The sequence below is a fragment of the Bradyrhizobium sp. BLXBL-03 genome (assembly GCF_051853015.1).
GTDB lineage: Bacteria > Pseudomonadota > Alphaproteobacteria > Rhizobiales > Xanthobacteraceae > Bradyrhizobium > Bradyrhizobium manausense.
The window spans coordinates 1345602-1359437 of sequence record NZ_CP182470.1 but is presented as its reverse complement, the minus strand read 5'-3'; the positions used below and the strand labels follow the sequence as shown (position 1 = coordinate 1359437).

The window sequence follows — 13836 nt, the reverse complement described above, 5'->3', positions numbered from 1 at the left end:
AAGCCCGGACGCTGCCGCGGAAAACGGCAAATAATCGCTGCAGCGACAACCGGGAATTGTACGCACTCACGTCGATTTCGCGTAAAAGACGTGGAGGCCCGTCCGAAGGCGGGTCGCAACAAGAACCGACAAACAAAATCGGGAGCTGGAAATGCCGAAATACAGGGTGGTGACGCCGAAGGGCGCGAGCTTCACGGTCGCCGGCAGCGACTATTCGTACGAGCGCGAGGCGCTCGATCCGATCGATGCCGAGATCGTCGAGGCGCCGGCCAATGAGGCCGAGTTCATCGCCGCCGCGAAGAATGCCGACGCGATCTACGCCAAGGGCATCCCGATCACCAAAAACATCATCGACAGCTTGCAGAACTGCAAGGTCATCACGCTCGGCTCGGTCGGCGTCGACAGCGTCGATGTGAAGGCGGCAACTGCACGCGGCATTCCCGTCACCAACATTCCCGACACCTTCATCGAGGAAGTCGCCGACCACGCCATGATGCTGTTGCTGGCAGGCTTCCGCCGCCTGGTCGAGCAGGACAAGATGGTGCGCTCAGGGCGATGGGCCGAGGGGCGGCCGGCGCTGCTGAAGATTCCGCGGCTGATGGGCCAGACGCTCGGCTTCATCTCGTTCGGACGCGTCGCGCGTGCGGTCGCCAAGCGCGCAGCTCCATTCGGCCTGCGCATGATGGCCTACGATCCCTTCATCCAGGAAACCCTGATGTGGGAGCACGGCGTCATCCCGGCGACGCTGAACGAGGTGCTGTCGCAATCCGACTTCGTCTCGATGCACGCCCCCGCCCGGCCCGAAGTGCATCACATGCTGACCGAGAAGCATTTTCGGCAGATGAAGAAGGGCGCGATCTTCATCAACACCGGGCGCGGTGCCACGGTCGACGAGGAAAGCCTGATCAAGGCGCTGCAGGAGGGCTGGATCGCCCATGCCGCACTCGACGTGCTGGAGAAGGAACCGCCCTCGCACAACAACCCCATCCTGGGCATGGAGAACGTGACGCTGACCGCCCATGTCGCTTCGGCCTCGGCACGGTTCGACGAGGCGCGCAAGCGCCGCGTAGGCTACGAATTGTCACTGGTGCTGCAGGGCATGTGGCCGGTAAGCTGCGTCAATCCGTCGGTGCTGCAAGACACCGCGCTCCGCCGCTGGCAGCCCGTCAGCATGGACCGCGGCCCGAACAGCTAAGGCGGTCCCTCGCGGCAAACGCGCAGGGAACCGAACGGCCCTTCACCGGCGATCAACGCCGGGAAGGGAGACATCATAGGGAGGAACTGATGAGGAACGACATCACACGTCGTGATGCCTTGGCGCTGGGCCTGTCCGCTGCGACGTTCGCCGCCACCGGTGTTGCGGCGCAAACGTCAAATATCAAGGCCGCCGACGTTCCGGCGCCCAAGCGCGAGATCGAGAAGGGCGCAAGCTTGCGCATGCTGCGGCCGGTGCGCTTCGTGCAGGCCGACGAGGACGTGTTCCGCGCCAATGCGGCCAAGTTCACCAAGGAGACCGGGGTCGAGGTCAAGGTCGATTTCGTCGGCTGGGAGGACATCAACCAGCAGACCGCGGTCACGGCCAATTCCGGCGCGGGCCCCGACATTATCATCGGCTTCTCCGATGCACCGCACATCTATATCGACAAGCTGATCGAGCTCACCGACGTCGCCGATTATCTCGGCAAGAAGTACGGCGGCTGGCAGAACCTGGCGAAGATCTACGGCAAGAAGGCCAAGAGCGATTCCTGGATTGGACTCCCCTTTGGAGCCTCCGGCGGGCCGCTGATCTATCGCAAATCGATCCTGCAATCGGTCGGCTTCGACAAGGTGCCGGAAGATCACGCCGGCATTCTCGATCTGTGCCAGAAGCTGCAAAAGGCGGGCAAGCCGGCGGGCTTTGCGCTCGGCAACGCCGTCGGCGACGGCAACGGCTTTGCCAGCTGGGCGCTTTGGTCGCACAATGCGGCACTGCTCGATGAAGAGGGCAACGTGACCATCAACAGCAAGGAGACGATTGCCGCGCTGAACTGGGTCAAGCAACTCTACCCAACCTTCATCGCCGGCACGACGTCGTGGAACGACGTGTCGAACAATCGCGCCTATTCCGCCCAGGAGATCGCGCTGACCGCCAACGGCGTCTCGCTGTACTTCTCGCTCAAGAACGATCCGGCAACCAAGGCGATCGCCGACGACAGCGAACATCAGCCGCTGCCGAAGGGCGTGGCCAAGATCTCGCCAATGTCGGGGCTGACGCTGAATGCCATGGTGTTCAAGCACAGCCAGTATCCCAACGCGGCAAAGGCCTTCCTGCAATTCATGCTGGAGAAAGACCAGTACGAGCCTTGGTTGAACGCCAACTCCGGCTATTGGGCGCAGCCGCTCGCGGCCTATGCGGACGCCGCCGTGTGGTCGGGCGACCCTAAGGTCGCCATCTTCAAGGATACGATGAAGAGCACCTACTACAACGGCTACAACGGCCCGATTTCGACTGCGACGGGCGCTGTCAACGCCGACTATGTGCTTGTCCAAATGTTCGCCTCGGTCGCAACCGGCGCTGCGACGCCTGAAGCCGCGGCTGCGGAGGCGGAGCAGCGTTGCAAGCGATATTTCAGGCGGCAGAAGTAGCGATCGTCATTGCGAGCGAAGCGAAGCAATCCAGAATCTCTCCGCGGGTGCAGTCTGGATTGCTTCGTCGCTTCGCTCCTCGCAATGACGATGTGGTAACGTTCAAAGACAGGACAACATACTGATGTCCGTGACCACCCTCTCCTCTCCCGCGCTGGTGCACCGGCAGCCGAACCGGCTCGTCCGCCTGTTCGACTACAAGCCGTTCCTGATCGTGATGTGCCTCGCGCCCGCGATCGGGCTGCTTGCGGTGTTCCTGACCTATCCGCTTGGGCTCGGCATCTGGCTCGCCTTTACCGACACCACGATCGGCCGCAAGGGCGAGTTCATCGGCCTGGAGAACTTCCAGTATCTGTTCACCGATCCCCTGTGGTGGAACGCGGTGTTCTACAGCGTGCTCTATACGGGGATGGCGACATTCGGGAAGTTCGCGCTCGGCTTCTGGCTCGCGCTGCTGCTCAACAATCATTTTCCGTTCAAGAGCCTGTTGCGCGCCATCGTGCTGCTGCCCTGGATCGTGCCGACAGTGCTCTCGGCGCTGGCGTTCTGGTGGATCTACGATCCGCAATTCTCGATCATCTCCTATCTGCTGGTCGACGTGCTGCACTGGCGGACGAGCAATGTCGACTTCCTCGGCTCGCCCTGGCCGGCGCGGTTCTCGCTGATCGCCGCCAATATCTGGCGCGGCATTCCCTTTGTCGCGATCTCGCTGCTGGCGGGGTTGCAGACCATCTCACCTTCGCTCTATGAGGCCGCGATGCTCGACGGCGCCAGTTCATGGCAGCGCTTCCGCTACATTACCTTCCCGATGATGATGCCGATTCTCGCCATCGTCATGACCTTCTCGATCATCTTCACCTTTACGGATTTCCAGCTGGTCTACGCCATCACCCGGGGCGGCCCGGTCAACTCGACCCACCTGCTGGCGACGCTGGCGTTCCAGCGCGGCATCGCCGGCGGCGAACTCGGCGAAGGAGCGGCGATCGCGGTGTCGATGATCCCGTTCCTGGTGTTCGCGACGCTGTTTTCCTATTTCGGCCTGGCGCGGCGCAAATGGCAGCAGGGAGAGGCCAATGACTGACGCTGTCGCACAAGCCTCCGTCGCCCAAACAGCGCCCGACACCATGACCTGGGATTCCGGGCTGCGGCGGCTGATGATGATCTATCTGCCGCTCGGCTGCTTCGTGCTGATCCTGCTGTTTCCGTTCTACTGGATGGCGATCACCTCGTTCAAGCCGAACGCGGAGCTGATGAACTACCGGGAGCACAACCCGTTCTGGATCTCCTCGCCGACATTGGCGCATATCAAGCATCTTTTGTTCGACACCGCCTATCCGCGCTGGCTGTGGACGACGATGATGGTCGCGATCGGCTCGACCACGCTGTCGCTGATCGCCAGTACTCTCGCCGCCTATGCGATCGAGCGCCTGCGCTTCCGCGGCAGCCCCTATGTCGGCCTTGGCATTTACCTCGCCTATCTCGTGCCGCCGTCGATCCTGTTCATCCCGCTCGCAACCGTGGTGGTGCAATTCGGCCTGTTCGATTCCCCGCTGGCGCTGATCCTGGTCTATCCGACCTTCCTGGTGCCGTTCTGCACCTGGCTTTTGATCGGCTATTTCAAGTCGATCCCGTACGAGCTCGAGGAATGCGCGCTGGTCGACGGTGCGACGCGGCTGCAGATCCTGCGCCGGATCACGCTGCCGCTCGCGGTGCCCGGCCTGATCTCGGCCGGCATCTTCTCCTTCACGCTGTCCTGGAACGAGTTCATCTACGCGCTTGCCTTCATCCAGAGCGGAGCCAACAAGACCGTGCCGGTCGCGATCCTGACCGAACTCGTCACCGGCGACGTCTATCAATGGGGCGCGCTGATGGCGGGCTCGCTGCTCGGCTCGCTGCCGGTTGCGATCTTCTACTCGCTATTCGTGGATTATTACGTCTCGTCGCTGACCGGCGCGGTGAAGGAATAGTTTTTCCTCTCCTCGGTCCTCTCCCTCCCCCGCTTGCGGGGGAGGAAGCACATCTCCTTCGTGGCGCGACTGCTAGCCCGACGGCACGATCACCATGGTCTTGTCCTTCGGCCAGCGGACGCGCCAGGCGAAGTTGATGTCCCTGATCTCACCGGGCTTGGCGTCGAACGACCATTCCAGCACGCCGCGCTTGTCACGGATGTCTTTTGCGGTGGGCGGCGTGGTCGTGGGCAGCATCTCGACCACGATCTCGTCGACCTCGCTGACCGGCAGCTGATCCTCGATCGCAACATGGATCGGGAAGTCGTGGCCGTTGCGAATGGTGGTCTTGAAGGCGCGCTCGTCAGTCTTCGAGGTCGTCACGATCAAGCCGGCCGAGCCTTCGTTGCGCTTGAGCACGGCGCGCTCGATCTTGACCTTGTCGTCGGCGCCGAAACCGAGGCGCACGATGTCGTCCTTGGCTGTTGCTGCGAGCTTGCCGCGGCCAACGAAGATTCCGTCACGGTAGATCGCAACCTTGCCAGGCAGCAGCGTCGTATCGTCGGTCTGCTTGAAACTGGCTTCGAGGAAGGCGGTGGGGTCCTGCACCGGCGCGGCGCGTACCGCAAGGTCGGCCGGCACGCTCATCGAGGCGATGCGCAGGCTTTTGGCACCCTCGGCAGCACCGAGGCTGACGCGGCCGGGGATCTTGAAGGTGGCCTGGAAGTCGCCGATCTCGGCGACTGCCTGCTGCTCGTCGGCCCGCTCGCGCGGTTCGGCCGCCTCTGCAACCTTGCTCGCGAAGGAAGGAGACTGCATCTGACGCGCCATTGGGGCCGGCCGCGCCAGATCGGAGACCGAACCCGCCGCCAGCGGCTTCGGCACCTGCGGATATTGCGCCACCAGCGAACCCAGTTCCGGCGCGCTGCCGCCGCGGGCGATACGGACCGTGGAAACGCCGAGCGCGACATTCGACCAGTCTTCACCGGTCGACTGCGTGACCTCGGCGCGGCGGACCAGCTCGAGTTGCGGCTTGCGATCCTTGGCGCCGGTGTCGAGCCGGGCGTCATAGAGCGGGAGCCAGCGCGCATTGCGCACAGTGTAGGTCACGCGCAGCGTCGCCTTCGTCGCGGCGGCCGAGGCGACGTCGATGCGCACCTCGAGCTTGCTCGGCGGCTTGGCGGACCGGTCGGCCTCGAGCTGCGCGATCTGGCGATCGATCTCGCGCTGTTTTCGCGTGGCATCGCGGATCGCCGTTTCGGCGGCCGCGACTTCCTCGGCGACCGCAGTGAAGGCCGCGCGCCATTCAGTGATCGGGCGCGCCTCGCCTTTCTCGCCAAGGCCGGCGGGAGAGGCTTCGGCAAAGCGCTGCGCGAATTTGCGCCGGGCGGCCGCCGCATCGATTGTGCCTTGCAGATCGGCGCGCTCGTCCTTGAGCGCCTCGATGCGCTTGTCGAGCTCGGGCAGATTCACCGGTGGTGCCGCCCGCGGCGGCCGCGCATCGATCGTGCCGATCGTGAGCTTGGCACCCGCCTCGCCCTCGACGCGGAGCGAGGACGGATCGAGCGCGAGCGGGAAGTCCTTGGCGACCAGCGTCGAATCCCCTGAGGCGAGGTCGAGCGCGATCACGCGCGTGACGGTGGCGCCATCAGGATAGACGGTGACGGTGTCGATGGCCGATGTGGCGTCCACATCGGCGGCCCATGAGGGCGAGGCGAGCGCTGTGGTCACCAGGACCAGGCTCGTCGTCGCCAAACATCTTGCGGTGATGCGCATCACAATTCTCCCTGCCGATATCGCCGCGTCGCCAGCCGGACGCGCGATCAAATGCCACGCCAACATGGTTGGACGCGGCATGGAAGGAACCGGTTCGATTGGGGTTTCCGTGGGGCGCCGTCGCGGCGGCACCATGGCCGCGGAACGCGTCACCACGCAGCGGCACAAATTCGTCCGAAAGGCGAACCTCGCCCGTCAGACCTGACTGGGCGAACCCTGGCCGAAAATGCGGCGAAGCAGGTCCGTCACGTTGCGGGCGGCCGCCTTCTTCAAAATGTTGGCCCGATAGCCCTCGACCGTACGCGCGCTCAGATGCATGCGGCGGGCGATCTCCTTGTTGGTGAGGCCGGCGGCAAGATGCGTGAGCACGTCGTTCTCACGCGCGGTCAGAGCGTCGCAACCCGGCAACCAGCGATGTCTGGTCGATTCCGGCTGGGTAAACTCGTCGATCGCGGCGTCGATCCGGCCGACGATATCGTGGGTGCGGAACGGCTTTTCGATGAAATCGGCCGCGCCGCTCTTGATGGCATCGACCGCCATGGCGATGCTGCCGTTCGCCGCGGTCACCAGCACCGGCGCCATGCAGTTTTCCTCGCGCAGACGCTTGAGCACGTCGAGGGCGGAGCGATCGGCCGGCATCTCCAGCAGCACGCAGGCCGGCATCCGCGCCTTAGCCTCCGACAGCAGCGATGCGCCATCGGCGAAGCAGATCACGTCATAGGCGCTCTGCTGAAGCGCGTCGGACAATTGTTCGCGAGAGGCAGCGTCGGTTTCAATGACGAATACTTCACCCTTGGAAAACATGTTCCCCGGCATAATCCCGATCCAGCAATGTCTTGGTCAAATGGCCATCGACGGCCAAGGGGCTTCTCGCGCCCCGCCGTCATCAGCACGGCATTCGCGCCGGTGCTTGGCTTTTCCCTTATGTAGGGTGCACTCGGTTCCCGGATTTGACGGATCGGGACAGAAACTTTACATTTCGGGACATCCACGGGAATGGCTGACAGGACATGGTCGCATGACCGACTTCATTCGCAGCGCAGGTTTGAGCTGTTACTCGGAGGTGGCCCGGTCGGTCGGGCTCGACTCCAGGCAGATGATGCAGAAGGTCAGGTTGCCGCTCGCCATCCTGGACGAGCCCGATACGCCCATTGCGGTCCCGGCCCTGCGTCGTCTGCTCGAGATATCGGCAGCGGAATCCGGTGCTGAGGATTTCGGCTTACGGCTGGCCGAGCGCGGCGGCCTGACCAATTTCGGCGCGGTCGGCCTGATCGTGCGCGAACAGGCGACGGTCGGCGAGGCGATCGAGGCTCTCTCTCGCTTCATCCCTATCCATCACGACGGCATGAAGCTCGAAATCGTCAGGGACAAGCAGACCGTGACGATCATCCTGCATCTGCGCGGGCGGCAGCCGACCGCGCCGCGCCAATCGATCGACATGGCGCTCGGCAGCGTCCACCGCATCATCCAATCGCTGTTCGGCAGCGATTGGGGGCCGCAGGAAGTGCATCTGCACTACCCCCCGCCGCGTGACCGCAAGCGCTACCGCGGCTTCTTCGGCTGCCGCGTTCTCTTCAACGCGGACGAGGACGCGATCGTGATGTCGGCGCACGACATGGAGCGCCGGATCCCGAGCGCGCATCCCCTCATCGCCAGCTACTTGCGCAAGCGAATCGAGGCGATGGAAAGCCGGCCCGCAGGCTGGGAGGAGAAAGTCGATGAGGTCGTACGCGGCCTGCTCGCGAGCGGCGACTGCACGGTCGAACGCGTCGCCGAGCATCTGGCCTGCACCCGCCGCACCATCCACCGCCACCTCGCCGCATCAGGCACCAGCTTCTCGGCGATCCTCGATGCGCAACGCGCCGACCTCGTGATCAAGCTGATCGAGGACTCCGGCCGGCCGCTGGCGGATATCGCCGCGCAACTGGGCTTCTCCGCGCAGAGCGCCATGGCACGCTGGTTTCGCGGCCGCTTCGGCTGCACCATCACCGACTGGCGCAAGGGCGTGCGGCCGCCAATGAAGCCAACCGATGGACATCAGCCGGATCGTCAGATCGGAAGGGCATGACAGTCTCCGTTCCGACCGAACGATAGCGGGACGGGGCCGAGTTTCCTTTTGGAAGCGCAAGCTGTCGCGAGTTCTTTCGCTGTCATTCCGGGCGCGCGAAGCGCGAGCCCGGAATCCATCGGGCGGCAAGTGATGCGGTGAAATGGATTCCGGGCTCGCGCCAAGAGGCGCGCCCCGGAATGACAAAAGGAATCTCACACCGCCCGGCTGTGCAGCTGCTTGCCCGGATCCAGGTAGGCATCGAATGCGGCGGCGACGCTGCGGACCAGAAAGCGCGAATCGTTCGCGACCGCAAGACGGTCGCCATCCATTCTCACCACGCCGTCCGAGATCAGCGACTTCAACCGCGACGCCGATCGCAGCATCGCCTTTGGCTCAGCGCCATGGCGCGCGCAGATCTCGCCGAGATCGGCGCCGAACTCGCACATGATGCGCTCGATGATGTCAGCACGCAGCCGGTCGTCGTCGTTGAGTCCATAGCCCTTCGCGGTGGCGAGCCTACCGCTGGCGATGCTCTGCTGATAGGCGCCGATCTGCACCTCGTTCTGGACGTAACCCTGTGGCAGATGTCCGATGGCGCTGGCGCCGAAGCCGAGCAGCACCTCGCCCTGGTCGGTGGTATAGCCTTGGAAATTGCGCCGCAGCGTCCCCTGCTCGTAGGCTACGGCCATGGCATCGCCAGGTTTCGCGAAATGGTCGAGGCCGATCTGCACATAGCCGGCCTCGTTCAGCGCGTTGGCGATGGCGCAGGCCTGGTCGTGGCGTGCGAGGCCATCAGGCAAATGGGTCTCGTCGATCATGCGCTGGTGCCTCTTGAAGCCCGGCACATGTGCATAGCCGAACACCGAAAAGCGGTCGGGGGCGAGCGCGAGCGCGCGACGCACCGTATCCAGGCAGGATGCGATGGTCTGGTGCGGCAGGCCGTAGATCAGATCGAAATTGATTCCCCCGATACCGGCCTGCCGGAGCATGTTGACGACGGCGGCGGTCTGCTCATAACTCTGCACACGGTTGATCGCGCGCTGCACGACGGGATCGAAACTCTGCACGCCGAGGCTGACGCGGTTGACGCCGGAGAGCCGCATGGCCTCGACCATCTCTGACGTCAGCGTCCGCGGGTCGATCTCGACCGCGATCTCGGCCGAGGGCAGCACGAAGAAGGCGTGGCGCATCGCCGCCATCAATTCCGCGAGGGCCTCCGGTGCCATGATCGTCGGCGTACCACCGCCGAAATGAATGTGCTCGACCTTGATGCGGCGGCCGATGCTATCTGCGACCAGGGCGATCTCGCCGAGGAGTGTCCGTTGATAGGCCGCGACGAACTCGTCGCGGCGGACGATCTGGGTATGGCAACCGCAATACCAGCACATCTCGCGGCAGAACGGCACGTGCAGATACAGCGATGCACTGGCGCCCGAGGGGAGCTCGGACAGCCATCGCGCGTAGGTGTCGGCACCGATCTCCGCCGAGAAGTGCGGCGCGGTCGGGTAGCTCGTGTAGCGCGGCAATCGCTCTTCGCCATAGCTCGCCGCGAGGTCGGTCCTCATGTCTTACCCATCGGGAAATTGATGCTGCATACAGTCGCAGCACCTCCGGATGGCAAAGGATGACCCATTTTCCAGCAGGCGACCTTGCGCTTGCTCAAATGTGGGCCCTGCGATCTTGACCGATGGTGCTGAGAGCGCAGTCATGCCGCACGCCGCCACCGGCAATAGAGAAGCGGCCTGCTACCTCGACCTCCTGGTCGCCGAACGAAAATGGCCGGGACGAAGCCCGGCCATCCCAATCGTTCGTGATCGCGCGACCTTACGTGTTCGTCAGCGCGACGCGGAATTCGGCTTCGGTCTTGGCCTTGACCTCGTCGAGCGTGACGCCGTCGGCGAGCTCGATCAGGGCCATGCCGCCGTCACCGTGCTTGTCGATTGTGAAGACGGCCAAGTCAGTCACCACCATGTCGACGACGCGCTCGCCGGTCAGCGGCAGATTGCATTTCTTCAAGAGCTTCGGGCCATCCTTGGCGGAATGCTCCATCACCACGACGACGCGCTTGACGCCGGCGACGAGGTCCATCGCGCCGCCCATGCCCTTGACCATCTTGCCGGGGATCATCCAGTTGGCGAGATCGCCGTTCTGGGCCACCTGCATGGCGCCGAGGATCGACAGATCCATGTGGCCACCGCGGATCATGCCGAAGGAGTCGGCCGACGAGAAATAGCTCGTCGACGGCAGCTCGCTCACAGTCTGCTTGCCGGCATTGATCAGGTCGGCATCCACCTCGTCCTCATAGGGGAACGGGCCCATGCCGAGCATGCCGTTCTCACTCTGCAGGCTGACGTCGACGCCATCAGGGATGTAGTTCGAGACCAGCGTCGGGATACCGATGCCGAGATTGACGTAGTAGCCGTCGCGCAACTCCTTGGCGGCACGAGCGGCCATCTGTTCACGGGTCCAGGCCATATGACTCTCCTAAGGGGTTGCGAGTTAAGCCGCGGGCCGCGGACGGGTGTTGCGGAATTCGATGCGCTTCTTGGCCGTGCCGACCTCGACGATGCGCTTCACGAAAATGCCGGGGGTGTGGATGTGATCGGGGTTGAGTTCACCGGCGGGAACCAGGTGCTCGACCTCGGCCACGGTGATCTTCGCGGCGGTCGCCATCATCGGGTTAAAATTGCGCGCGGTCTTGCGATAGATCAGGTTGCCGGCGGTGTCGCCCTTCCAGGCGTGCACGATGGCGAGGTCGGCGAACAGGCCGCGCTCCATCAGATACTTCTCGCCGTCGAACTCCTTTACTTCCTTGCCTTCGGCGATCAGCGTGCCGACGCCGGTCTTGGTGTAGAACGCGGGGATGCCGGCGCCGCCGGCGCGGATGCGCTCGGCCAGTGTGCCCTGCGGGTTGAATTCGAGTTCCAGCTCGCCGGCGAGGAATTGCTGGGCGAACAGCTTGTTCTCGCCGACATAGGACGAGATCATCTTCTTGATCTGGCGGGTCTCCAGCAGGCGGGAGAGTCCGATGCCGTCGACGCCGGCATTGTTCGAGACGACCGTCAGACCCTTCACGCCGGAGTCGCGGATCGCATCCGACAGCGATTCGGCGATGCCGCAGAGGCCGAAGCCGCCGGACATGATCATCATGTTGTCCTTGAGAACGCCCTCAAGCGCCGACTTGGCGTCGGGATAGACCTTGTTCATGCAAAACCCTCGACTTAAACCTGAGAGGCGTCGCGCCCGCCCTTGTTGGTGGCGATTATTAGGCGAAATCGTCCGAAGCCGTCAATGATACGGGGTTCTCCGTTCCGAGAGACGGTGCTAGAAGCTGCCCACGCCGTGGGCAGAACCGTCCGCGGCCTTGAAAGCGACAAGAAAACCCATCAAGTTGCGGCACTTAACATAACAGGACTTGGACAGGATCTTGAGCGCGGGGCGCGCAGGTTTCCCGGCCCGCCTTAGCTAGCTCAAACGACCAACCCGATCAGGACATGCCATTGACCATGGCCCAAGGAATGAAGCGCCTCGGGACGCCGATTGCGGCGCTGCTCGGCGTCGTGCTGGTCGCCCTGATCGCGACCTCCTGGCTCATCAACCGCGACGCGCTGCGCAAGGCGGTCGAAGCGCAAATCCGCGACGTCACCGGGCTCGAGCTCAGCGTGGCCGGCAACATCGACATTTCCGTGCTGCCGGCGAGCTACATCTCCTTCCATGACGTCGGCCTCAAGGGCGGCGGCACCGCCGATCCCGCGCTCCATGTCGACGTGCTCACCGCCAACCTTCGGCTGCTGCCGCTGCTGCTGCAACGGTTCGAGATCGCCGACTTGACGCTGCTGCGGCCGCATATCCATGTCAGCCTGAAGCCGGACGGCGAGAGCAACTGGACACCGTTCATCCAGACCATTGCGCGGACGATGAAGCCCGGCGCCGACAACCGGGTCTCATTTTCCGAGATCAGGATCCAGGACGGCCTGCTCGACTATCTGGACGTCGCCACCAATGCCACCGAGAAGTTTGAGGACATCGACCTGTCGCTGGCCTGGCCCTCGATCTCGCGCTCCTTCGCCGCAACCGGGCAGTTCGACTGGCGCGGCGAACGCGTCGACGGCTCGATCAGCTTTGCCGATTTCGTCGCGGCGCTCTCGGGCGAGCGCTCCGGCCTGAGGGCGCGGATCGCAAGTAGCCCGCTCAAGCTCGCCTTTGACGGCAGTGTCGCCAATCGCACCAGCCCGATGATGGAGGGCACGCTCACCATCGACAGTCCGTCCTTGCGCAACGCGCTGCGCTGGACCGGCCAGCCGCAGCCCGGCAGCGGGGGCTTCGGCCGCTTCGCGCTGAAGGCCCGCGCCAATGTCGTTGGCGCCTCAATCGCGCTGACCAACGTCAATGTCGAGCTCGACGGCAACGCCGCCGAAGGCGTCATGACCTATGTCAATAACGGCCGGCAGACTCTGCAGGCGACGCTCGCTGCCGACGCGCTCGACTTCACGCCTTATATCTCCACCTTCCGCCTGCTCGCGAGCGGCGCGCGCGATTGGAACAGGCAGCTGTTCGATCTCAACGGATTGTCGAGCACCGACCTCGACATGCGCCTCTCGGCGGCGAAGCTGACGGTCGGCCCGACCAAGCTCGGCCGCACCGCGATCGGCGCCAATTTGCGCAACGGCACGCTGGCGCTCTCGGTCGGCGAGGCCCAGGTCTATGGCGGCATCGCCAAGGGCTCGTTCGGCGTCTCGCGCGCTGACGCGGTTGCCGACATCAAGGCGCAATTCCAGTTCACCGACGTCGACCTTCAGGCCTGCGCTACCGAACTGTTCGGCCTCAACAAGCTGTCCGGCCGCGGCAACATCAACGTGTCTCTCGTCGCCTCCGGCTCGAGCCCGTTTGGCCTCGTGCAGTCGCTCGACGGCACCGCCAGCGTGACCGGGCACGACGGCGCCATCTCCGGCTTCAATGCCGAGCAGCTCCTGAAGCGGCTCGAGCGCCGGCCGCTGTCCGGCGGCGGCAATTTCCGCAACGGCTCGACGCCTTACGACAACCTCACCATTGCCGTGAAATTCGCCGACGGGATCGCCACGGCCGAGGACATCCGCATCGAGGGACCTGCGGCGAAGATCACGCTGACCGGCACCGCGTCGGTGCCGACGCGCGAATACGATATGAAGGGTGTGGCGAGCCTCAACACCACATCAGGCTTTCAACTGCCCTTCATGGTGCAGGGTCCGTGGGACGATCCGCTGATCTTCCCCGACCCCGAAGCCCTGATCCGGCAGTCGCCGGCGGCATCTCCGTTCCTCGATCTCTTGAAGCAACGCATCACCGGCGGCAAGCGGCAGGCGCCGGAGGGATCGCCGACGGCGGAGAACGCGAAGGAAAACGCGAAGTCCAACTAAAGCGCGATGCGATCAGGACGAATCGTCATCGCGCTTTACGCCG

The 13836-nt window shown here is 64.0% G+C and carries 11 protein-coding genes; 6 read left to right on the top strand and 5 right to left on the bottom strand.

Annotated elements, in window-relative coordinates; translation table 11 throughout:
* Nucleotides 1–151 precede the first annotated feature (151 nt).
* The 4 genes from ACNJX9_RS06460 (at nucleotide 152) to ACNJX9_RS06445 (ending at nucleotide 4592) form a co-directional block, all read left to right on the top strand.
* Nucleotides 152–1195 (top strand): C-terminal binding protein, encoded by a 1044-nt coding sequence (locus ACNJX9_RS06460; RefSeq protein ID WP_057757366.1) that lies wholly within the window; start codon nucleotides 152–154, stop codon nucleotides 1193–1195.
* 89 nt (nucleotides 1196–1284) lie between these two features.
* Nucleotides 1285–2625, top strand: coding sequence for an ABC transporter substrate-binding protein (locus ACNJX9_RS06455; RefSeq protein ID WP_057757364.1), 1341 nt, complete (start codon nucleotides 1285–1287; stop codon nucleotides 2623–2625).
* A gap of 124 nt (nucleotides 2626–2749) precedes the next feature.
* On the top strand, nucleotides 2750–3706 hold the full coding sequence (locus ACNJX9_RS06450; RefSeq protein WP_439408181.1) for a carbohydrate ABC transporter permease: 957 nt from the start codon (nucleotides 2750–2752) through the stop codon (nucleotides 3704–3706).
* A complete protein-coding gene (locus ACNJX9_RS06445) occupies nucleotides 3699–4592 on the top strand; it encodes a carbohydrate ABC transporter permease (RefSeq protein ID WP_439408180.1) in 894 nt (297 codons plus the stop codon). Before ACNJX9_RS06450 ends, ACNJX9_RS06445 begins: the two co-directional genes overlap by 8 nt.
* A gap of 72 nt (nucleotides 4593–4664) precedes the next feature.
* Here the strand turns inward: ACNJX9_RS06445 and ACNJX9_RS06440 are convergent, their stop codons facing one another.
* Entirely contained in the window at nucleotides 4665–6347 is a 1683-nt protein-coding gene (locus tag ACNJX9_RS06440; protein WP_439408179.1) for a mucoidy inhibitor MuiA family protein, read from the bottom strand.
* A gap of 195 nt (nucleotides 6348–6542) precedes the next feature.
* Complete coding sequence (locus tag ACNJX9_RS06435) at nucleotides 6543–7163, bottom strand: response regulator transcription factor (protein WP_439408178.1); 621 nt, start codon at nucleotides 7161–7163, stop codon at nucleotides 6543–6545.
* Nucleotides 7164–7365: 202 nt separating this feature from the next.
* Here ACNJX9_RS06435 and ACNJX9_RS06430 point away from each other — a divergent pair, with 202 nt between their 5' ends.
* Entirely contained in the window at nucleotides 7366–8415 is a 1050-nt protein-coding gene (locus tag ACNJX9_RS06430; RefSeq protein WP_439408177.1) for an AraC family transcriptional regulator, read from the top strand.
* 194 nt (nucleotides 8416–8609) lie between these two features.
* Here ACNJX9_RS06430 and hemN read toward each other — a convergent pair whose 3' ends face one another.
* The 3 genes from hemN to ACNJX9_RS06415 form a co-directional block, all read right to left on the bottom strand.
* Nucleotides 8610–9962 carry an oxygen-independent coproporphyrinogen III oxidase gene (hemN, locus tag ACNJX9_RS06425; RefSeq protein WP_439408176.1) on the bottom strand — a complete coding sequence of 451 codons (1353 nt, stop codon included), beginning with the start codon at nucleotides 9960–9962 and terminating at the stop codon, nucleotides 8610–8612.
* A gap of 259 nt (nucleotides 9963–10221) precedes the next feature.
* Nucleotides 10222–10872, bottom strand: coding sequence for a 3-oxoacid CoA-transferase subunit B (locus ACNJX9_RS06420; protein ID WP_057757348.1), 651 nt, complete (start codon nucleotides 10870–10872; stop codon nucleotides 10222–10224).
* A 24-nt stretch (nucleotides 10873–10896) separates the two neighbouring features.
* A complete protein-coding gene (locus tag ACNJX9_RS06415; protein WP_057757346.1) occupies nucleotides 10897–11604 on the bottom strand; it encodes a CoA transferase subunit A in 708 nt (235 codons plus the stop codon).
* A 299-nt stretch (nucleotides 11605–11903) separates the two neighbouring features.
* On the opposite strand from ACNJX9_RS06415, the gene ACNJX9_RS06410 reads away from it, so the two are divergent.
* Nucleotides 11904–13793, top strand: a complete 1890-nt coding sequence (locus ACNJX9_RS06410) for an AsmA family protein (protein WP_439410017.1) — start codon at nucleotides 11904–11906, stop codon at nucleotides 13791–13793.
* The last annotated feature ends 43 nt before the right edge of the window (nucleotides 13794–13836 follow it).